15 protein-coding genes are annotated in these 20,188 nt (G+C 42.5%); 8 read left to right on the top strand and 7 right to left on the bottom strand.

The window, feature by feature from the left end:
* The first annotated feature begins 8 nt into the window (after positions 1-8).
* From BUB05_RS01965 to BUB05_RS01945, 5 genes are read left to right on the top strand one after another with little or no spacing between them, the layout of a single operon-like run.
* Positions 9-1,013 carry an ABC transporter ATP-binding protein gene (locus tag BUB05_RS01965; RefSeq protein WP_073046338.1) on the top strand — a complete coding sequence of 335 codons (1,005 nt, stop codon included), beginning with the start codon at positions 9-11 and terminating at the stop codon, positions 1,011-1,013.
* Positions 1,013-1,981 carry an ABC transporter ATP-binding protein gene (locus BUB05_RS01960; RefSeq protein ID WP_073046335.1) on the top strand — a complete coding sequence of 323 codons (969 nt, stop codon included), beginning with the start codon at positions 1,013-1,015 and terminating at the stop codon, positions 1,979-1,981. Before BUB05_RS01965 ends, BUB05_RS01960 begins: the two co-directional genes overlap by 1 nt.
* Positions 1,982-2,029: 48 nt before the next feature.
* Positions 2,030-3,292, top strand: a complete 1,263-nt coding sequence (locus tag BUB05_RS01955; protein WP_073046332.1) for a M20 family metallopeptidase — start codon at positions 2,030-2,032, stop codon at positions 3,290-3,292.
* 14 nt (positions 3,293-3,306) lie between these two features.
* Entirely contained in the window at positions 3,307-4,455 is a 1,149-nt protein-coding gene (locus BUB05_RS01950) for an amidohydrolase (protein WP_073046330.1), read from the top strand.
* A gap of 13 nt (positions 4,456-4,468) precedes the next feature.
* Positions 4,469-5,611, top strand: a complete 1,143-nt coding sequence (locus BUB05_RS01945; protein ID WP_073046327.1) for an amidohydrolase family protein — start codon at positions 4,469-4,471, stop codon at positions 5,609-5,611.
* On the opposite strand, the gene BUB05_RS01940 is transcribed toward BUB05_RS01945, so the two are convergent.
* Entirely contained in the window at positions 5,612-7,225 is a 1,614-nt protein-coding gene (locus BUB05_RS01940; RefSeq protein ID WP_073046325.1) for a PucR family transcriptional regulator, read from the bottom strand.
* A gap of 94 nt (positions 7,226-7,319) precedes the next feature.
* Here BUB05_RS01940 and BUB05_RS01935 point away from each other — a divergent pair, with 94 nt between their 5' ends.
* Genes BUB05_RS01935 through BUB05_RS01925 form a run of 3 tightly spaced genes read left to right on the top strand, consistent with a single transcriptional unit; the run spans position 7,320 to position 10,070 of the window.
* Positions 7,320-7,991: an AroM family protein gene (locus tag BUB05_RS01935; protein WP_073046322.1), complete on the top strand. Its 672-nt coding sequence runs from the start codon at positions 7,320-7,322 to the stop codon at positions 7,989-7,991.
* Between the two features lie 36 nt (positions 7,992-8,027).
* On the top strand, positions 8,028-9,347 hold the full coding sequence (locus BUB05_RS01930; protein ID WP_073046319.1) for a hypothetical protein: 1,320 nt from the start codon (positions 8,028-8,030) through the stop codon (positions 9,345-9,347).
* On the top strand, positions 9,348-10,070 hold the full coding sequence (locus BUB05_RS01925; protein ID WP_073046317.1) for a DUF6320 domain-containing protein: 723 nt from the start codon (positions 9,348-9,350) through the stop codon (positions 10,068-10,070).
* A 92-nt stretch (positions 10,071-10,162) separates the two neighbouring features.
* Here the strand turns inward: BUB05_RS01925 and BUB05_RS01920 are convergent, their stop codons facing one another.
* The 6 genes from BUB05_RS01920 to BUB05_RS01895 form a co-directional block, all read right to left on the bottom strand.
* Complete coding sequence (locus BUB05_RS01920; RefSeq protein WP_094762640.1) at positions 10,163-11,095, bottom strand: alpha/beta hydrolase; 933 nt, start codon at positions 11,093-11,095, stop codon at positions 10,163-10,165.
* Entirely contained in the window at positions 11,092-12,729 is a 1,638-nt protein-coding gene (locus tag BUB05_RS01915; protein ID WP_073046314.1) for a sigma-54 interaction domain-containing protein, read from the bottom strand. The genes BUB05_RS01920 and BUB05_RS01915 overlap by 4 nt, the downstream gene beginning before the upstream one ends.
* 221 nt (positions 12,730-12,950) lie before the next feature.
* The gene (locus tag BUB05_RS01910; RefSeq protein WP_073046310.1) at positions 12,951-14,516 is read right to left on the bottom strand and encodes an HAL/PAL/TAL family ammonia-lyase; all 1,566 of its coding nucleotides are present in this window, start codon (positions 14,514-14,516) and stop codon (positions 12,951-12,953) included.
* Between the two features lie 128 nt (positions 14,517-14,644).
* Positions 14,645-16,201, bottom strand: a complete 1,557-nt coding sequence (locus BUB05_RS01905) for a BCCT family transporter (protein WP_073046307.1) — start codon at positions 16,199-16,201, stop codon at positions 14,645-14,647.
* 261 nt (positions 16,202-16,462) lie between these two features.
* Positions 16,463-18,148 (bottom strand): sigma-54 interaction domain-containing protein, encoded by a 1,686-nt coding sequence (locus tag BUB05_RS01900; protein ID WP_094762638.1) that lies wholly within the window; start codon positions 18,146-18,148, stop codon positions 16,463-16,465.
* Between the two features lie 137 nt (positions 18,149-18,285).
* Positions 18,286-20,073 carry a DUF4153 domain-containing protein gene (locus BUB05_RS01895; RefSeq protein WP_073046305.1) on the bottom strand — a complete coding sequence of 596 codons (1,788 nt, stop codon included), beginning with the start codon at positions 20,071-20,073 and terminating at the stop codon, positions 18,286-18,288.
* Positions 20,074-20,188 lie beyond the last annotated feature (115 nt).

The raw sequence follows: 20,188 nt of genomic DNA, 5'->3' as shown, positions 1-20,188 counted from the left end.
GGTGAATAATGAGCGATAATATAATTGAAGTAAAAGATCTTAAAACATACTTTTTTCTTTCCACCGGCACAGCAAAAGCTGTTGACGGTGTCAGCTTCACATTGAAAAAGGGCGAAACGATGGGCATAGTAGGCGAATCCGGTTCAGGCAAAAGCGTAACGGCTTCTTCCATAATGCGACTGATTCCGGAGCCTGTCGGAAAAATTACAGGGGGCCAGATACTCTTCGAAGGCAACGACATTGTGAAAATGAGCAAAAGAGACCTGCTTTCCCTGAGAGGCAAGGATATATCCATGATCTTCCAGGATCCCATGACCTCCCTTGATCCGGTATATAAAATCGGTGAACAGATAATCGAAGTAATAAAGGTCCATCAGAATGTTTCGAAGGAAGAAGCCAGAAAGCTTGCCGTGGAAGCCCTTGAGATGGTAGGCATCCCCGAGGCTGAAAGAAGGATGAATGCATATCCCCATGAATTCTCCGGCGGGATGAGGCAGAGGGTCATGATAGCCATGGCCATAGTCTGCAATCCCAAAGTCATAATAGCGGACGAGCCTACAACGGCACTGGACGTTACGGTTCAGGCACAGGTGCTCAACCTCCTGCGTGACCTTCAGGAAAAGATGGATACTTCCATCCTTCTGATCACACACAACCTGGGAGTAATCTGGGATGTCTGCGACACGGTAATGGTCATGTATGCCGGAAAGACCGTTGAATACGCTAAAGCAACAACACTCTATGAAAAACCACTGCATCCATACACATGGGGCTTGCTTGATTCCATGCCAAAACTTAGCCAGGATACGGAAAAACCGTTGAAGGCTATAAAGGGTTCTCCTCCCGATTTGAAGCTTACTGGCGGATCATGCAACTTCCACAACAGGTGCCCTTATGCTCAGGATCTGTGTATGGAAAAGGCACCTGATTTGATCGAAATAGATAAAGGACACTTTGTGGCCTGTCACTTCCAGACCGCAGAAATGAAACTTGAAAGAAAGGAGGGTGAATAATGGACAATACAGTTCTGAAAATAGACAACCTGTCAAAGAATTTCAAGATAAAGGGAACCCGTCTTTTTGAAAAGCCTAAAATCCTTAAGGCTGTCAACGATGTATCATTCGAAGTATACGAAGGGGAAACCCTTGGAGTAATAGGAGAATCCGGGTGCGGCAAATCGACTCTGGGCAAGTGCATAATCCAGCTACACAACCCCTCGTCAGGAGAAATAATCTACAACGACGACGTCATAAACAAGCTTAAGCACTCTGAACTCAAAGGCATCAGAAAGGATATACAAATAATATTCCAGGATCCGTACTCATCACTGGACCCTAGGAAAACCATAGGTTCCATCATTGAAGAACCTATGATAATCCACAATATCGGAACACCGTCAGAACGAAAGAAAAAGGTAATCGAACTGCTTAAGGAAGTCGGACTTGACACGTTTCATGTCAACAGATATCCCCACGAATTCAGCGGAGGTCAGAGACAGAGGATAAACGTTGCAAGGGCACTGGCCCTCAATCCCAAGGTTATCGTATGCGACGAGCCGGTTTCAGCTCTTGATGTATCCGTACAGGCTCAGGTGCTAAATTTAATGAAAAACCTGCAGAAAAAGTTCAATCTCACATATATTTTCATCTCCCATGACCTTAGCGTTGTCAAATACATAAGCGACAGGATCGCAATAATGTATCTGGGAAAAATTGTCGAGTTGGGAAATGCCAAGGATATATACAGCGCTCCAAAGCATCCCTACACAAAGGCGCTGTTTTCGGCGATTCCGCCTGAAAGCCCCTTCGATAGAAAAGAAAGGTTTGAATTGATAGGCGACATACCGAGCCCCCTCAATCTTCCCGCCGGCTGTCCCCTTTCAACAAGGTGCCCCAAATGTATGGACATCTGCACCAGAAAAATGCCTGAGCTCAAGAGCATCAAAGGGAAACACAAAGTATCATGCTTCTTATATGAATAATACTAATACATAATCATTAAAATAAACTAAAAATACAGGGAGTCAGCCATGAAAGAAAACACCAAACAATTTCTCTGGTCTCAACTGGAGGAAAAAAAAGAAGAATTGATTAAATTGGTATCAGATCTTATAAAGATACCCAGCGAAAACCCTACGGGCAATGTAGAGGAAATCACAAAATTCATATCCGAATATTTGAACGAAGGAAACATCAGTCATGATATTATCAGATCGAAGGAAGAATACCCAAATATAGTCGCACAACTTGGCAATGATGAAGGGAAAACCATAATACTTAACGGCCATGCTGACGTCGTACCTGTCGGAGACCTGAACAAGTGGGATTTCGATCCTTTTTCAGGCGAAATAACTGACACCCGCATACTGGGAAGGGGCACTTCCGATATGAAGGCAGGTCTGGCAGGAATCATGTTTGCAACAAGACTGCTTAAGGAAAACAATGCAAAGCTGAAGGGCAAGATTGTACTTCATATAGTACCTGATGAAGAAACCGGAGGATCCATGGGTACAAAATGGCTCATGGAAAATGGATATGATTTCGATGCTGACGCATGTCTGGTTGCCGAACCTACATCATACAGCAACGTCGAAGTGGGCCAGAAAGGTTCCCTGTGGATAAAGATAAAGTCATACGGGATATCAGCTCATGGCAGCATAGGCAATTATGTTGGAGAAAACGCCATAACAAAACTCATGAAAATCCTGGCAGAAGTCGAAAAGCTCACTGAAATCAAGGGAGTATACAGCGACAAGCAGCTTAAGGTCCTGAAGGATTCCAAAACCATAGCCAAGGGAGCATTGAAGGCTGAAGGCGTAGAGAACGTAATAGACCATGTGGCCGTAAATATAGGAACCATAAGCGGTGGAATAAAAACCAACATGGTGCCTGATTACTGCGAGTCGGCAATAGATGTAAGAATGCCTATCGGTGTAAAGGCAAGTGACATAGAAGAAAAATTCAAGAACATAGTCAAAGGACTGGGTCTTGACAATATTGAGTATGAATTCAACTGGAATTCTGAAGCAAACTACACTGATGTGGACAAGGATATTGTAGTGTCAGCTGTGGAAAATGCAGAGAAAATATGGGACAAAGAGGTTCTTCCTGCTTACCAGTGGGCTTCAAGCGATGCAAGATACTATCGCTACAAAAATATACCCACCATACAGTACGGTCCTGCCAACACTGAAGGTATCCACTCCTACAATGAAACTGTTGACATTGAGGATGTTGTAAATTCTACAAAGGTTTATTTGGGCATACTGACTGACCTTCTGGAGATAGAATAGAAAGGGAGGCTGCCATGTCCATTCTAATAAAAAACGGACAGGTATTCGATGTAAACAAAGGATTCCATGTCGAAAAGGATATACTTGTTTCAGGTTCAAAGATAAAGACTTTTGAAAAGGGAATAAGCCCAAGCGAGGGTACTACGGTGATAAATGCCGAAAACAAGATTGTATTCCCGGGTTTCATTGATGCACATTCGCACCTTGGAATGTGGACAAATACACAGAACGGCAACGATGCAAATGAATGCGTCAGTCCAATAACTCCCCTAATGAGGGCAATAGACGGTGCCAATCCAAGAGACAAGTGTTTTGAAGACGCTGTCAAGGCAGGGTTCACAACAATAATGATTACACCGGGAAGCGGTAACGCACTTGGAGGACAAGCGGCAATAATAAAGACATGGGGGAAAACAATCTCCGAAATGACAGTGGATTCCTATGCTGCACTTAAAGTCGCTTTCGGCGAAAATCCGAAGAATGTCTACGGCTCCATAGGCAAATCTCCCTCTTCAAGGATGTCAACATTCTCCATTCTTGAAGAGGAATTTGAAAAGGCAATGCTTTATCGTGAAAGGAAATCTGCCGATGAAACTATTGTGGATTTCTACTGGGATACGTACCTTCCCTTGCTGGAAGGGAAAATACCGTTGAAAATCCATGCACACAGGTCAGATGACATACTGTCAGGAATACGTCTTGCCGAAAGATTCAACTTGAAATATACATTGGACCACTGTACGGAAGGCCACCTCATCATAGAAGAGCTGTCATCAAGGAAAGTGCCTATAATGACGGGGCCTCCCCTTATGTTCAAATCCAAGCAGGAGCTGAAGAATGCTACAATTGACACTTCAAGGATATTGACAGAAAACGGCTGCCTGGTCTCCCTCACATCCGACCATCCCTTTTCCAACATAAGTTATCTTGCCGTTGCGGCAGGATTGATGGTGAAAGAAGGAATGGAATACAGCGATGCGGTGAAAATGCTTACGATAAATCCGGCTATGGCGATAGGGCTTGCAGATAAACTGGGCAGCATCGAAGAGGGTAAAAATGCAGATATTGTTATTTATGATGGAGACCCCCTTGAAATAAGAACAAACACCGAGACAACAATCATAGGTGGCGAAATCGTATACAGACGAAATTCCACTAACTGATACTGGAGGAAAAATGCTTTTACTAAAGAACGGAAAGATATTCACTTTAAATAATAATAAAGTAATTTATGGAGATATACTTATAGATGGAGGAAAGATAAAAGCTATAGATTCAAACATTTCATCAGGAGAAGCAAAGACCGTTGACCTTCATCAAAACATAGTCTTGCCCGGACTGATAGATGCCAGCACTTCAATTGGACTTATAGAATCCGCTTCAGGAGTTCCAGGAAATGACATGAATGAAAAATATGAGGCGGCAATACCGGAACTTAAGACCCTCCATGGTATAAATCCCACCGACGAATACTTCGAGAAAGCAATTGCTTCAGGTGTTACAAGTGTCATTGTAAATTCAGGAAATTCAAGCGTCATAGGAAGCCAAAGCTGCGCCTTGAAGACTTCATCATCAATCAGGGAAGCCTTGCTGTCTGATTCCATAGACATACGCTGCAGCTTGGGAGACAGCCCCAAGAAATGGAATATAAACAAACAGGAGACTCCTCTGTCAAGGATGGGTATAATCAACGTTCTGAGGGAAAACCTGTACAATGCCACATCATATTGCAACAAAAAGGCTAAGGGTGAAATCAACCTTGACAATTATTCAAGAAAATACGAAAGCCTGATTCCGGTACTGGAAAGGAAATTACCTCTTAAAATCAAGGCGGATCGGATACAGGACATACTGAGTGCAATCGAACTCAAGAAAGAATTCAATATAGATATCATACTTGACGGCGCTGCAGAAAGCTACATGGCAATAGAAGAGATAGCTTCAAACAATATCCCGGTTATACTGGGTACCTGTTTCACCGACAATTCAAGCATTGAACTGCAGAACAGACGACTCGATACAGCGAAAATCCTATCTGAGAATTCAGTAATCACAAGTATTTCAACCAACCATCCGGATACTGTAATAAACATGCTCCTGACTTCTGCATGTCTCTACGTAAAAGAAGGCATGTCATACGAGCATGCCCTCAGATCTGTAACAATTAACCCTTCCCGTACATTTGGTCTGGATGGACGCATAGGCAGTCTTGAACCGGGAAAGGATGCAGACCTTGCCATTTTTGACGGAGACCCGCTAAAAAGCATGACCAGGAATATAATGACAATAATAGACGGAAAAATCAGATTTTCCAGATAATCACGCTTTGTTCCCTTTTCCAATGTTGTTGACCAGGTATCCATATTTTACCCCAAGCTGAAGCATCAACCTTGTTTCAGCCTTTCCGATGGGCATTCTGATAATGGACTCAATCTTGTTCAACCTCTGGTAAAGGGTATTCCTGTGAATATAAAGTCTGTCTGCCGTAACCTTATAGTTGAAATTGTTGTCTATCAACGTGTTCAAGGTCTTCAAAAGAACATCATTTTTCTGTATGTCATAATCTTCTATCAACTTGACCGTATTTGTATACAGCCTTATTACTATGGGGTTGTCCATCTGATTAAACAGCAAATGAAATATCAACAAATCATTGTAGTTGAATATGTTCTTATTATTTTCAAAAATCTGTTTCCCTACAGTAACGCTGAAAACAGCATCCTCATATGCATTCTTCAGCTGGTAAAGAGTTGGATACGCCCTGCTGAAACCTATGTAAAATCTGTATTCAGGAAATCTTATTTCAAGAGATTCAAGAATCTTCAGGTATTTGGGCCATTCCACATCGTCAGGTACATCATCCTTTACCTGAATCGATATTACCTGTGTACTTTCAGTCAGGAAAATATTCTTGTAGAATATCTTTTCCGATACATTACAGGCATACTGCAATATCTGGTTCATGATATGAGAACTTTCGACATCCTTTGTGTTTTCCAAAGGCTCAACCCTGATGATCCATACATAGCGGTTTAAATAATAATCGAAATTGAAGTTTGATGCTTCTTTCTTCAAATCCGACGCATCGCTGATAAATCCGTAAAGGGCACTCTGTAAAAACTCCTCAAAGGACTTTCGCCTGAAAACCTTCGATTTCGAATAATGCACAAGGCTTATGATAAAATACGACAATATTTCACCTATGCGTATTATGTCAAGCCTTTCCCACAAGTCATGGTTCTCCTGTATGCATAGGTAGCCGAGAATATTTGTTTCAGACTTTAATGGAAAACAGAGATAGGAGATGCTTTCATGATAAAGACTGACCGGTTCAAGCGAATATGATGCCGTCTTGTTCCAGGATGAAAGCTCATCAGACCATTTCATCAGAGGTATTTCCTCCTTTGATACCATATGTTCATTCGCTTTACTCAGCATGGTAAAGTCTGACGATAGAAGGTAAACCTCTCTGCAAAAAAACAATCCAACGAGCTTGGTTAAATTATATTCATTGAAATATGGACCATTCATGGCACATATGATATTGTACTTAAGCTGGTCATGTATATATTCTTCAACATTTCCATCTTCCGTCAATATGCTCAGGAGTCTGGTTATATTCCTCATATTGTCAAAGGAAAACAACGGCAATTTAAACGAACGGCACAGATTGATGTCTATTTCCGCTATCCTGGTGTCCGAAACTATGCAGCATCCGGAAATGTTCTTGTCTATGAGCGATTTCAATATATTGTTTATATCGTATTCCTTCACAAGTTCGGATATTATGATGACGAAATCATCACTTCTAATCCAATGATGATTGCCTGGTGCAGTTACTATTGAACATCTAACCTCTCCAAGATCCAGCTTGTCATAAGGTTGGATGAGAGAATTGACATTTTTTAATTCCAAAAATCTACTGAAGTTCATGACTACTCCTTGTGACACTGTTTCTAATAAGTATAATATTTGAAGAAGAAATTATCAAGGAAAGCTCGAAAATTTCAGGAAAGGACGATACATTATGAAAAAGACAATCGGTTTCATTACAATAGGCCAGTCGCCAAGAACGGACATCATGGAAGATGTCAGGGAGATTATTCCTTCAGACATTGACATAATCGAAGCTGGCGCACTGGACAACTACAGTTTCGAATACATAAAGGAAAACCTGTCGCCTGGCATTTCCGATCAGTTTCTGGTCAGCAGAATGAGGGATGGTTCCCAAGTCGAAATTGCAGAAGAGAAAATTCACGGTCTGCTCCAGAACTGCGTTGACGACCTGAATGCCAAAGGATGCAGTATCATACTCATGATGTGTACTGGAAGCATTCCTGAATTCACTTCAAATGTCCCTGTATTGCCTCCTCAAAAAATACTTCACAATATCATTAAAAACATAGGATTCAAGAAAAAAATTGGAGTTTACGTGCCCGAAAAGGAGCAGGAAGAAAAAATAAAAAATGTATGGAATTCTCTTGGACTCGATATCAAGCCTGTTTTTGCATCTCCCTATAGAGGACTTCATGATATAAAAAAAGAAGCAGAAAAGCTCTGTTCAGATGACATTTCAATCATTTTCATGGATTGCATGGGGTATTCAGAAAAAATGAAAGAGGCTGTCCAGGAAATAACCGGCAAGCCTGTAATAATTCCTAGAATGATGATAGTGAAGGTCGCCCTTGAATTAATCTAATTGCAGTTCATCCTTCCATTAGGTTATAATAAAGATATGAAAACCAAAACTAATGAAAGACAATGGCACAGACTGGACAACGCAGGGAAACTTTACCCTTCAATAGTTTCACCGAGAGTTTCTACGGTTCTGCGACTGTCGGCAACACTTAACATGGACGTGGATCCGGAGATTCTCCAAAGGACACTGGAAATAACCCTTCCCAAGTTCAGGCATTTTCAGGTAAGACTGAGAAAAGGATTGTTCTGGTACTATTTCGAAGAGGTAACCACAGTTCCAAAGGTTCAGAAGGAAACATACTATCCCTGCATGTATCTTGACTTCAGGAAAAAGGACATACTTCCCTTCAGGGTAATATACTACAGGAAAAGAATAAGCTTTGAAGTTTCACACAGCCTCACAGACGGATATGGGGCTGTAGTTTTCATGCAGTCACTTTTGCTGAACTACCTGCACCTGACAGGAAACCTTGATGAATCAACAGACCTCGACATGTTCAGCGAATATACCGATACCGAAGAAGTTTACGAAGATGCATTCCACAAATACTATAATGACAAGGTCAGGGAGCCAAGGAAGCCAAGCAAGGCTTATCATCTCCCCTTCAACCTCAATGCAAAGGGAGAATACTTCATCATTACGGGAATCGTTCCCGCCGATGACCTTTACAAGCTGGCAAAATCGTACAATACCTCGGTGACAAAATTTCTTCTGGCAGTATACTTCGAGACCTTTCTTGATTTCCTGAAAACAACAGGTTCGGAAACCAACAGAAGAAATCTGCCTGTGACAATGAACATGCCGGTAAATCTTAGAACACTTTTTCCATCCAAGACGCTGAAGAACTTCTTCGTCAGCCTTACTCCATCAATAGACACAAGCCTCGGAGACTACAGCTTTGATGAGATACTCAAATATATTGAACATTATTTCGGCATGCGCCTGAATACCAAATACATACAGAAATTCATAAGCAGAAACGTTGCAAACGAAAAGAAATGGAAGGTCAGGCTTCTTCCGCTTCCAATAAAAAATCTCGCCATACCCTTCATCTACAGCAGGTTCGGAGAGACAAACTACACCAGCAGCCTTTCCAATCTCGGAGTAATCAAGATGCCCGAAGAAATAAGGAAGCATGTGGACCAGATGGATATCTATCCACCTCCAAGCGTAGGAAATCTAATCAAGATAACAATGCTCAGCTACAACAACAAGACATGCATTTCTTTCGGAAGTCTAACTCCAAACAGGGAAATCGAAAAGCTGTTTTTCAGGAAGCTGAGGAAAATGAACCTGCACGTGAAAATTGAAACGAATACCAAGCTAAAACCGAGTAATGAAAAGGAGGGAAAATAGATGGCTTATTGTCCAAAATGCGGAGTTGAGGTTGACAACAACGTCAGGGAATGCCCGCTGTGTAATTTCCCAATTCCGGACATATATGGAATGCATGAGGATACGGAAACAAACAAATTCCCCGAAGCCAGGAACATGTATGTCAAGACTCTGGAAACACTCAGGAACAAGATATTCATAACAGTCTTTCTCTTGAGCATAATTTCAATCGTAACACTCTTGACTATCGGTCTTATCCGGTCATCAATATCCGACTATATGACGGGAGTGGTGGTCTGTGTAATGGCTGGACTGATCTATCTATTCATCATCATGGGATATATACCCCATCTGAGGATAGGAACCGGCATATTCGGTGCAACCATACTTCTACAATCATTCCTGCTTGACTATATAGACGGGGAAATCGAATGGTCTCTGACCTATGCGTTTCCCATTACAATTTCAGCAATTGCAATATTCATGATAACTGTTCACTTGTACAAGAAAGGAAAACACAAGAACCATTTCATCTTCATCCCAGTCTATACTGCAGTGGGAGTCAGCATACTGTCAATCATAATAGAAACTGTGCTTTCAATAAACAATGACGGAACATTGAAGATATCCTGGTCCCTTGTGGTGTTCATAAGCCTGCAACTCTTTGCAGTCATAATGACGGGGCTTTACAATGTGCTGCCGGAGGATATGAGGGAGAAACTCAGAAGGGTTTTTCATGTATAAGGTATCAACAATCCTCCTTTTTAAAATATAAGGGATTGTTTTACCGGTAGCTAAACACCAACGCTTCAAGGTGTTTTGTGCATTTAGTCATGTCAAGGAAAATAGTGTTCCAATTCAAGTATGAACCTTTGCATCCTCCTGAATTCCTCCAGTGACTCCTCCAAAGCCAACGCCCACAACGGATAACAGTGAAAGAGCCCTTCACCGATTGACAGGGTGGAATTCACTCCGCTTTCAATAAGTTTCTCATGCATCCTTGTTGAATCGTCAAGGAGGGTCTCGTGACTCCCGACATTTATGTATGTGTCGGGCAGTCCCTCCAGGTTTCCGTAGAGAGGGGATATGTAGGGATTTCTCGGATTATCTCTTCCGACGTAACCCCTGCTGTATTCATTCAACAATTTTTCGGGGACGAAAAGCTCGGTCTTTTCATTTTTCCTGATGGATTCTCCTGTGCCTGCGAGGTCAGTCCATGGCGACATGGCAAGTATCTTTCCAGGAAGCTCCCTGCCCTTATCCTTAAGATACAGGGACAAGGCAAGTGCCAGCCCGCCGCCGGCGGAATCTCCCATAAATATCATATCCCTTCCCTGTACTCCTTCCTTGACAAGGAAGTCATACGCCTTGACTGCATCCTCAAAGGCTGCAGGATACGGATGTTCAGGAGCAAGCCTGTAATCGAACATGAATGTGTTTATTCCTGTCTCCTTAACCATTTCACCAATAATCAGCCTGTATTTCTTCTCTGTGCCGTGGGTATAGCCGCCTCCATGAAAGTAGACAATGACTTTACTTCTGTCTATTTCATCTCTGTAAATCCACTCGCCTTCTATGCCGTTTATTCTTATCTTTTTCGATTTGATGCCTGGCGGAAGCTGACTAAAGATTGAAAATAAACCGACTATCCTGCTGGACACCCTGTAATTCAAGGAGCTTCTCCTGTGCTTTCTGTAGTTGTATATGTTCATCTTGAACTTCAGCCTGATTTTTAGCAGGATTTTGACCAGTTGCAGCTTCTTTATCATAATATTATTCCATACTTCCTTATTCTGTACTGCAGGCTCTGCCTCTTTATTCCAAGGGACTTGGCCGCCACAGTTATATTGTTGTCGTTCCGTTCAAGAACCTTTCTTATTACCATATCCTCGAACTTTTCCACCATATATGACAGTTCGCTGTCGTAGATGGAATCCTCGAAAAATCCAATGGATTTCTTTTCTTCTTCAACCTGACCCGTCATAACATGTTTTGGAATATGATCTATCCTGAATTCTCCATCATCCATTACATTGAGGGCATATTCCACTATATGTTCAAGCTCCCTTACATTTCCTGGCCAATGGTACTTCTTCAAATAATCAATGACTTCTGAATCTATCGTTTCTATCCTGTTGTTGTATCTTGGCGACAGCTTGTCCGAAAAATACATTACAAGACTTTCAATGTCACTTTTTCTATCCCTGAGAGGAGGTACTTCAACTATTATAGTAGACAACCTGTAGAGAAGGTCCTTCCTGATACTGCTGGAAAAAGGCTCCTCGTTGCAGGATGAAATAATCCTGACATCCGTCTCAATAAGCTCCTGGCTTCCTACAGGCCTGAACTTTCCATCCTGAATGACCCTTAATAGCTTCGACTGCATATTAAGACTCATGGAATTCAACTCGTCAAGGAAGATGGTTCCGCCATCCGCCTGGTAAAACAGGCCCGTCTTGTTTTCGCTTCCTGTGAAGGCTCCCTTTTCAGTACCGAAGAGAATACCCTCAATGAGGTTTTCAGGAATAGCAGCACAGTTCAGGGGAACGAATTTCTTTCCCTTCCTCCTGCTTTCGTTGTGTATGCTCTGAGCAAAGAGCTCCTTCCCTGTTCCCGTCTCACCGTAGATCAATACGTTGCAGTCCTGTACGGACACTCTTTTCGCAAGGTTCAGTGCATCTTTCAGCTTCCTGCTTTCACCTACTATATTGTCAAAATATATCTTGTTTTCCCTCGCGATCTCCGTATTGCAGCTTATGAAATCCATTATTCCCTGCTGGACCTTTTCCATATATTCATAGCTTTTCTTTACAGCAGACCTATCCCATTCCTTAAGGACCACTCCTTCAACTTCACCGTCAATGATTATTGGCGCTGCTGAATTTGTAGTGGTAAGAATCTTGCCATTCACCCTGAAGGTGTCGCATCTGTGCATTACAGGCTTTTTCGTATCAAGAACGGTCAGCGTAGTACTGTAGTCCTGTACATCCAGATCAAACACTTCGGCAATGTATTTCCCTTCCACATCTTCATTTTCAAGTCCTGATATTCTTCTGCTGTCCTTATTAATATAGACAATCCTTGCATCCTTGTCATATATTTGAATTCCGCAATCCATTTCATCCAGGGACTTTTCAAGCATCGTCATCCTTTTGTCAATCTGCTTCAAGAACAGGAATGATTTCTCCTTTCCGCAGTCCATCATCCTGTAAGAAAACGTCTTGTCCCTCCAGTCTACGGTACCGGCCAAACGCTCCGTATCCATGACAAGAATATCCAGAATATTCATTCCTGTGTACATATCAAAAGAAGGTTTAAAAAACTCAGCAGCCTTCCCTTCATATTCAAGGGACAAAATATTCAGTTCATCATCAAGCTCCAAAATTATATCCGCTATATTCATGGGACCACCATCCTATACAATTTCCAAGCCATCCAGTACACAACGATTGCATCGCATTGGACGCAAAGCGGACAGTGTACAATCAGCATATTTTGTCTATTCTATCATCAAATGATTTGAGTGTCAAAAACACAAAAGTAAAGACAACCATTGGCTGTCCTTACTCCTGCAAGATAATTTCTATATCCGACTATATGCAATTATTCACAAATTTTTCCAAACTAGAACAACATCTCTCCCGTCTCATCTTCAAGGGTTCTCACTATGGTCCCGTCTTCAATGAGGCTGCTGATATATTCGATATACGGATTCATGTTGCAGTCCTCAGTAATGAAGGGCACTTCCTTTCTCACAAGGCTTCTGATCCTTTCGATGCCTTTGGAGGAGCTTTCCTCGTAGAAGTCTCCCGCCTGTACACTGTGGAATATTTCTATTGCCAGTATATACTTGAGGTGAGCCATATTCTCGTAAGCCTGCAGTGAAGCATTGTATCCCATTGACAGATAGTCCTCCTGGTTTGCACAGGTAATGTTGTTGTCTATGGTTGCAGGATGCGACTTGAGCCTCATCTGTCCCACAAGACCGGCAGAAGTATACTGTGCCATCATGAAACCGTTGTTGAATCCCGGGTCCTCTATGAGGAATGGCGGGAGCTCGCTGACGTGGCTGTTGACCATCCTGTGAGTCCTTCTCTCTGCCATCTTCCCAAGATTTGCAGCTGCGATGTTAATACTGTCCATGGACATTCCCACATATGAACCGTCTGCATTGCACCCCATAAGGGATATTCCCCTGCCTTCCTCCTCGAATATGAGAGGATTGTCCACGGATGAATTCAGTTCTATGTCCATGGTTGTTTTGGCATCGTTTATGAGCTTCTTCGCAGCCCCGTGGAGCTGAGGTATGCATCGGAGGGAAAGGGCATCCTGAACCCTGTACCCCTCGTATTTCTTCACTATTTCGCTTCCTTCAAGAATTGATCTTACATTTGAAGCCGTATTGTACTGGTCCACATGAGGTCTTGCCTTCATGATTCTCTCGTCAAAAGCCATCATGGTTCCCTTCAGCACTTCAAGGGACATTGCTGCCGATATGTCTGCCGTCTTAGCCAGCTGTATCGCATCATAGAGAGCCAGTGCTCCAAAAGCCGTAACGGAAGTTGTTCCCGACACAAGGGACAGTCCCTCCTTGATGTCGGCTTCAATTGACTTCATTCCCTTTAGCTTGAGTGCCTCGTCACCATCAACAAGAACACTGTCAACATATGCTCTTCCCTCACCAAGCATAACCAGGGCTATATGAGATTCAAGGGTTAGATACCCTACGGATCCGTTCTTTGGAACAAATGGAGTTATTCCATTGTTCAGCATGTCCTTCAGCTGAGTCAAAGTATTGAGGCTTACTGCAGCATGACCGTTTCCCATATGTGAAAGCATCACTATCATCATGGCTCTTACGGATTCCCTTGTTGCAGGTTCTCCCACAGAGGTGGCATGGGCCCTCAAATGATTCCTGTTTATATCCTTTCTTTTTTCCCTGTCTATGGTTATCTTTACATTGTCTCCAAGACCTGTTGTAATGCCGTATACCCTTTCATTGTTTTCAGCAAAGGCTTCAACAAATCCTCTATACCTGTTTACCCTGTCAACATACTCCTTTGAAAAATGCACCTTGGCTCCATATCTTGCCACTGCCACAATCTCGTTGAGGGTTATATTGCTTCCAAGGGTCACTTCCCTGATGTCATTTGGATATTTTTTTAACTGAAAAACTTTTGAACATTCCATATTATGCCTCTTTCATTTTTTATTATTCTTCGGCCTCATAATGCGAAGCCATTATTTAGTATCTTTATTTCCCGGGAAATACTTCATATTTACTACTTCAAAGCTACTATTGACATGATATTTATGTCTCAAACAGCTTCCTTCTTGAGTCCGATTTCCTTTCCCGGCTTGAGCTCATCAACCGAATAGTTCTTGTCTACCACAAGTCTCTTCATTACTCCGGCGAACATGAACACCATGACTATCATTACGGGAAGTCCCGAGATTGCCAACAGAGTCTTTACTCCGTCTATTCCGCCGACTGTAACGAAGATCACCGCCAGTGCTCCCATCAAGGATCCCCAGAATATCTTTATTGCTATGGGCGCTTCCTTGACGTTTGTGTCTTTAAGAGACATGATTGATATTGAAGATGTCATTGAGTCAGCCATTGTCACATATGAAAGCATTATCGTAACTATTATGATCGGCTGGATGATGTTTCCAAGAGGAAGGAACTCGGCAACTTTCAGCATAACTCCGTCAAATCCCGCAGTCATCATGTAGTTGAACATGTCGAATTTGCCGGCGAACTGAAGGTCCAGCACAAATCCTCCGAATGCTCCAAACCATACCACTGCAAACATCGCAGGTGCAATGAGGTTTATCATTATGAATTCCCTTATTGTCCTTCCGTAGCTTATCCTCGCAAGGAATAGTCCTACAAGGGGTGCAAAGGAAAGCCAGTCCGCCAGATAGAAGGTATCCCACCATTCAGGCCACATGTCGGTGTTTCCCGGAGATGTGAATATCGACGATGAAATGATATTGTCAAGGTAGTGGCCGAAGCTTTGTGCCGTAAGGTCAATTATGTATTTCGTAGGTCCTGCCACTATTGTAATCGTCAGGAATGCTATGAATATCCATGCGTTCTTGTCCGAAAGGAACTTGATTCCCTTCTGAAGACCCGATACGCTTGATATCGTGTATATTACAGTGATTGATACCGCCAGTGATATCCATACTACCGGTCCCGATGGAATTCCCGAGATCATCTCGATTCCGGCGCCAAGCTGGATAAGTCCGTTTCCGAGACCTCCTGCAAGTCCCGAACATATTGCCGTTAGAGCTATTGCATCAACTACATCCTTGTATTTCGATCTTGTGAACTTCTCTCCGTAAAGAAGTGTCATACCGCTTGATACTGTGTTTGGCATCTTCATGTTGTATACTGCATAGGCCACCGAAAGTCCGCACAGTGCGTAAAGGGCATATGGAGTGAATGCCCAGTGCATGAAGGACTTGTTCATTGCGAACTGTATTGCTTCTGGGCTTCCCGCTGCCATTGTAACTCCCTGCGGAGGCGCCATGGCAAAGTAAAGGGGCTCGATCGGTCCCCAGAACATGATTCCCGTTCCTATTCCCGCACAGAGGGCTATGGTGAAGTATGCCCAGGTTGAAAGCTCAGGCTTGGCATCCTTTCCGCCGAACTTGATGTTCCCAACCTTTGAGAACGCCACATAGATCACTCCCGCCAGGAATATAAAGCACGTCACCTGGATTATGGCTCCGAAATACTTTGCTATGAACAGGTATACGTCCATTACAAAGGTTGCTGTCGCCTCTGCGTTCACTATACTTGACCCGATTATTATTGCAAATATTAATATTGGTACTGCAATAAGACTGATTCTGAATTTGTTCATCTGTTTCCTCCTGATATATTTTCTTGCCATGATATAGAGCAATAATCATGCCAAAAACGTTTTACCTCCCTGCGTTTATTGTTTATTTCATGTTTTCCTTCATTTTTCAATACTTTCACCTTCCATACCCACCTATTCACTATTTATCTCGAAAAAACCTTTTTGCATAAATAGCATACTCATTTGGCAGTATAGTGCCAAATGAGTATGCTATTATGCCAAATGAATATGCACCAATTTCCCGCACCACCTGTTTGCCGTCTATATATTGTACTTCTTCATCCTGTATTGAAGACTCTGTCTTCTTATGTTAAGCCTTTCCGCTGTTTTCGTTACATTTCCACCATATTCTTCAAGTATCTTCATTATTATTGACTTCTCATATTTTTCCATTGCCGACTGAAGATCATCATCTTCCTCCATTGAAACAAATCCCATGTCTTCACCTTCAGTTGCTTCATCTTCACCCTCTTCCGGCTGCAGAACAAATTTTTTGAAGGTCCTTAAAAGATATTCGGGAAGATGCTCCCTGTCAAAGAGAACAACATCCTTTGAAGCAATATTGAAGCAATACTCCACAACATGCTGAAGCTCCCTCACATTTCCAGGCCATTCATAAACCCTCAACACGTCAAGAGCCTTATTGCTCATCCCCTTGGCCTTCAAGCCATATATACTGTTGTACTTGTCTATGAACCTGTCAACGAGTATGTCCAGATCATCCATCCTTTCAGACAGGCTGGGCACTTCCAGGACCACTGTAGAAATCCTGAAATAGAAATCCTTTCTCATTAGCCCCTTGCCTATAAGATCCTCAAGGGGCTCGTTTGTGCTGGCTATTATCCTTATATTGCACTTTTCGTATTTTTCACTTCCGACCTTCCTGAACACCTTCTCCTGAAGGGCTCTCAAAAGCTTCTTCTGGAGGTCCAGACTCATGGAATTCACCTCGTCAAGAAACAGTGTTCCGCCATTTGCCTGCTCGAAATACCCTCTCGAATCGATGCTTCCCGTAAATGATCCCTTCACTGTACCAAAGAAGAGGCTTTCCGCCAGGTTTTCAGGCACTGCGCTGCAGTTGACGGAAACAAAGGGTTTCTGAGGAGAGGACTTCCTGTCGCCATAGGTATGTATGGCCTGGGCAATCAATTCCTTTCCCGTTCCGGTATCTCCGCAAATGAGGATGTTGGCCTTGTTGAAGGCAACCTTCTTGGCAAGATTTATCATTCTGTCCATCTTTCTTGACTTGTAGACTATGTCGGAAAAACTGTATAGATTAAAAGGATTGTTGCTTTCAGCCTTGTCGATATATCTCTTCAGATGGTAAGACAGGTCATATTTCCTGTTCAACGTCTTGAAGTCGTTCTCGAACAGTGCCGCCCCTTCTATTTCACCACCCATAAACAATGGCTTTGCAGTATTTATGGTGGTCAATGTCTTCCCCTTGCCGGTGACATACTTGTCGCATCTGTTCAGTATGGGCTCCTTGTGCCTCAATGTTGAAAGTATTGTACTTTCACTTCTTTGATTCTCGTCAAAGGCATAAAGGTCAAGAAGATGCTTGTTGAGGAATTCATCTCTGCTTATACCCTCTATTTCCTCACTCATCCTGTTAATATAGAGGGTGAAGCCGCTCTTGTCGTATATCTGCACCCCTTCATCCATGCTGTCCATGAACTCCTCATACAGTTTCTTCATGAAGGCCTCCCTGCTCAGCACGAGGCAGCTGCCAAGATCCGGAAGATATATCCATTGATAGCCATATGTCTTCCCTACTATCTCTACATTTCCGGAATCTGTTGCTCCCATGTTTTCAAGAAAATCGAGACCGCCTTTCTCTACTATATCTATATGGTTGATTATCTCCCCGCCTTCTTCAGTGAAGCCGAAGCACCTAATAAGTTTTGTTCTTCCCTCGCTCATGCAAATGCAGTCTATTACAGCCATATCATACCTCCAGACACAAATCCCCAAATATTCAACAACTATAGAATACACAAAATACAGTTTAAATGCAAAAGGAATCTGCTTCGAGCAGATTCCTATATAAGTCAAACTTTTCTTGTAATAATCTTGAATCCATTTTACTTTATCTTCACCAACAGATACATGTCGACATCGAAATGCGGGTTTTCCCTGTCGTAGATATCAATACGCTGAATATATGCCTTAAGGGCGCACTGGTCGTTTTCAGCAATTGCATATACCTCATCCAATCCAAGTTCAACATAGCCTTCATAGTCTTCGAATTCATCAAGTATGTCCCTGCCCCAGAGACTGACCATTTCCCTTCCGGCTGAATCGTACAGTGAAATCCTGACATCATCATCGGTATAAGACTGGCTTATGCTGAAGCTTTTTCCATCCTTTTCAAACTCATGCTCATCACTGTCATTCTTGCCGTCTTCAAAGAATCCCATATGGGTTTGAATGAAAAAGTCGTATCCGCTTATATCTACAATATTCATATCAGTCCAGATGTGCAGCTCGTTTTCATCTCCCCTATCCATCTTCTCGTAGGGTGAAAATCCGAAAACATCATTGAAGTCCTCATAATACTCGAAATCCTCAGGCAGCCATTCAATGTCATCCGTATAGTCCATATGGTACAAATATTCAGTGATCTCTGATATTTTCTCCTTTTCCTCCTCGTCGATCTCCGGATTGGCCACTATTTCACCGTCCTTAAGCATGCCATTGTTGACCAGCACATTCTTGAACATCCTTATCTGGCTTGTCCTGCTTACAGTGAATGCATCCACTGGAGGAACCACGGATATGGCTATGCATATTATGAGAACCATGGGAACCAAGCCGTTCTTTTCAACAGATCTGAATGTGAACACAAGACCGGATATGAAGGCGAATATGCCGAACAGTATGACATAGTACCTCCCATAGGTAAGGCCGTAGCTGCCTATACGCAGGAATGAATTGACTGTCTGAAAAAGAACTATTGGCAGAAGAACCTTGGGAAACACCTTCCTGAACACTGATGCCAGCTGGTTTTCAAGTCTGCTAGCAAGAATATATAATAGTATGACCACAACAATATACGATACAAGCATGGGCTCGAGGAGGTCGTCCTCCCAGAAGACTCCACCGATGTTCCTGACTATGTACAAGAGTAGTATCACTGTAAACACCATTGACAGGGGAACTATTATATAGGATATGAGTATCTCAAGATATTTTGGACAGAATGTGAATTTCGACACATCAGCCTCTATTGATTTCAGTTCCTCCTCACCGGAAGCAAGTTCCTTGATTCCAGGATACTTGGGTGTCAGTGAAAGGAAATACATTGCGGCAAAAAGAACGAATACAATGTTTGCGGTATGTGGATATATCTTCTCGGACACGTCAAAGAGCAGCTGGTCCGTTGCACCGTAAATCATTGAAAGACCTGCCATCAATACACCTGAAAAGAATAAGGCTATGAAGAAAGCCTTGAATCCTGCCATGAAGCTTTCATTGAATGAAATCCTGCTCCTTATTGACGGCACCCAAAGAAATCCTATTAAGAGACCGAAAATCACAACCATCGTCTTGACGCCAATCTCCTCACTGAATTCAGAAAGGTTCATGACTGTAAGATAATATCCGAGAGTCAGCAGAATTGCAATGACCATAAACATGATCCTGGCAGCAAGCCTGGTACAGAATCTTTCATAAGCCATCTGGAACACCATGCTGAGACAAGCACCGACAGCAAAGGTAGCCAGATACTTCTCAAAATCAAGGTCATAATCATTGATCATCATGCCGTCCAAAACCACTATAGCGACAAGAAAAAGAGCCGTCAGGGGAAATCTTGAAAAAGCCCTTGAAAATCCCTCTGCACTTGTTTTAAATCTATTGTAAAGCTTCATGAAATCGCCTCCCTTATACAACCATTATACATCAAGTAAAAGGAAGTTGAAAATCATTATTCGTCTTGGCCCGGTTGTTGAAATAGTGAAAGTTTGATAATGGCAGGCATAACAT

Origin of the sequence: Dethiosulfatibacter aminovorans DSM 17477 (genome assembly GCF_900142005.1) — a bacterium.
GTDB lineage: Bacteria > Bacillota > Clostridia > Tissierellales > Dethiosulfatibacteraceae > Dethiosulfatibacter > Dethiosulfatibacter aminovorans.
The sequence above is the reverse complement of the archived record's forward strand: the minus strand, read 5'-3'. Positions and strand labels throughout refer to the sequence as shown.

Bases quoted from the DNA above. Each gene is read 5' to 3' on its own strand.
- BUB05_RS01965 (WP_073046338.1), top strand. From the start codon at position 9: ATGAGCGATAATATAATTGAAGTAAAAGATCTTAAAACATACTTTTTT.
- BUB05_RS01915 (WP_073046314.1), bottom strand. From the start codon at position 12,729: ATGAATATAGCGGATATAATTTTGGAGCTTGATGATGAACTGAATATT.
- BUB05_RS01950 (WP_073046330.1), top strand. From the start codon at position 3,307: ATGTCCATTCTAATAAAAAACGGACAGGTATTCGATGTAAACAAAGGA.
- BUB05_RS01905 (WP_073046307.1), bottom strand. From the start codon at position 16,201: ATGAACAAATTCAGAATCAGTCTTATTGCAGTACCAATATTAATATTT.
- BUB05_RS01940 (WP_073046325.1), bottom strand. From the start codon at position 7,225: ATGAACTTCAGTAGATTTTTGGAATTAAAAAATGTCAATTCTCTCATC.
- BUB05_RS01945 (WP_073046327.1), top strand. From the start codon at position 4,469: ATGCTTTTACTAAAGAACGGAAAGATATTCACTTTAAATAATAATAAA.
- BUB05_RS01900 (WP_094762638.1), bottom strand. From the start codon at position 18,148: ATGGCTGTAATAGACTGCATTTGCATGAGCGAGGGAAGAACAAAACTT.
- BUB05_RS01935 (WP_073046322.1), top strand. From the start codon at position 7,320: ATGAAAAAGACAATCGGTTTCATTACAATAGGCCAGTCGCCAAGAACG.
- BUB05_RS01930 (WP_073046319.1), top strand. From the start codon at position 8,028: ATGAAAACCAAAACTAATGAAAGACAATGGCACAGACTGGACAACGCA.
- BUB05_RS01955 (WP_073046332.1), top strand. From the start codon at position 2,030: ATGAAAGAAAACACCAAACAATTTCTCTGGTCTCAACTGGAGGAAAAA.
- BUB05_RS01925 (WP_073046317.1), top strand. From the start codon at position 9,348: ATGGCTTATTGTCCAAAATGCGGAGTTGAGGTTGACAACAACGTCAGG.
- BUB05_RS01895 (WP_073046305.1), bottom strand. From the start codon at position 20,073: ATGAAGCTTTACAATAGATTTAAAACAAGTGCAGAGGGATTTTCAAGG.
- BUB05_RS01960 (WP_073046335.1), top strand. From the start codon at position 1,013: ATGGACAATACAGTTCTGAAAATAGACAACCTGTCAAAGAATTTCAAG.
- BUB05_RS01910 (WP_073046310.1), bottom strand. From the start codon at position 14,516: ATGGAATGTTCAAAAGTTTTTCAGTTAAAAAAATATCCAAATGACATC.
- BUB05_RS01920 (WP_094762640.1), bottom strand. From the start codon at position 11,095: ATGATAAAGAAGCTGCAACTGGTCAAAATCCTGCTAAAAATCAGGCTG.